The organism is Paenibacillus sp. 01L418, assembly GCF_056400045.1.
Genome location: NZ_JBFTSN010000770.1, coordinates 1 through 1204, shown reverse-complemented (window position 1 = coordinate 1204; position 1204 = coordinate 1). Strand labels below are relative to the sequence as shown.

The window sequence follows — 1204 nt, the reverse complement described above, 5'->3', positions numbered from 1 at the left end:
TGACACTATTGTATTTAACTCAATTAAGTCATCAATAACGATATCTGCCTGAGAGAGTTCATATTCTTGTGCAAAATCAAAGTTGCATCCTATGGCAACTAAACCATTATCTTTGGCTGCATTTATATCCGATAGACGATCTCCTACTACAGCTGCGTTGGTAATACCGTATTTTTCAATAATACTTTTAACTAAGTCTGATTTATTCAGTGATTCAATTTGTTGAATACTACAGGTCTCTGTAACCCAATTATCCAAATGATAATAACTAACAATTGCTTTTAAATAATCCGTTAAACCATTGCTAGCTATGTATATTGAAAAACCATTGTCTTTTAGATAACTAAAAACTTCTTTTACATTAGGATATAAAGCACCTTTCCCGCTTCTAATGTTTTCAATTAATCGTTCTAGAAAGTATGAGTCCGTTTGTTCTCTTATTTCTTTGGAATGATTAGGCAACAGAGTTTCCCAAACCTTTGGTAAAGGGATGCCCATAATTTCGCGGTATTTATCAATAGGCGTTGCTGTATCCCATTCATTTATTGACCTTAACTGATTAAACGCATCTTCAAGTGATATTTCTAAAATTTTATTTGTTTGAAATAGTGTTCCGTCCATATCAAAGATAAGTGATAGTGACATTTCTTCCTCTCCTTTTATAAAATACATGATCATTCCCACTTTAACACAAATCATTGAGGTTAACTGCTCAATAACAGTACGAGGCTGCCGTTTCATACCGGCAGCCTCGTTCTTTTTAAGCTATAGTAACCCATTCTTTCTTTCCATTAATGAATATTCAATAATCTGATCCAACAGTTGACTGAATGAAATTCCCGCAGCTTTGGCGCTTTTGGGCAGAAGGCTATTTTTCGTCAAGCCAGGCAATGTGTTCACTTCCATTACATAAGGAATTCCATCTTTAATAATCATGTCGATTCGGGCGTAAACGCTGCATTTTAATGTCTTGTAACAGCCGAGTGCAGAAGCACGAACCCGATCAAAAATCTCAGGAGGCAGCTGGATCACTTGTTCATCGGCTCCACCGTCATCATACTTAGAAGAATAATCAAAAAATTCAGATTGAGACCGAATAGCGATGATAGGAAGAAGTTTACCGTTTAAAATGGAGCAGGTTATTTCCTCACCTTCGATGTATTGCTCGATCAATACTTCATTATCCCATCGAAAGGTTTCTAGT

The 1204-nt window shown here is 35.9% G+C and carries 1 protein-coding gene and 1 pseudogene; both read right to left on the bottom strand.

Features of this window, described 5'->3' with window-relative positions; translation table 11 throughout:
* A pseudogene (locus AC1DSE_RS35515) lies at positions 1–669 on the bottom strand (HAD family hydrolase); the annotation flags it as partial.
* Positions 670–765: 96 nt separating this feature from the next.
* Positions 766–1204, bottom strand: a 439-nt coding sequence (locus AC1DSE_RS35510; protein ID WP_477529151.1) for an ATP-grasp domain-containing protein, incomplete at its 5' end; no start/stop codon positions are given.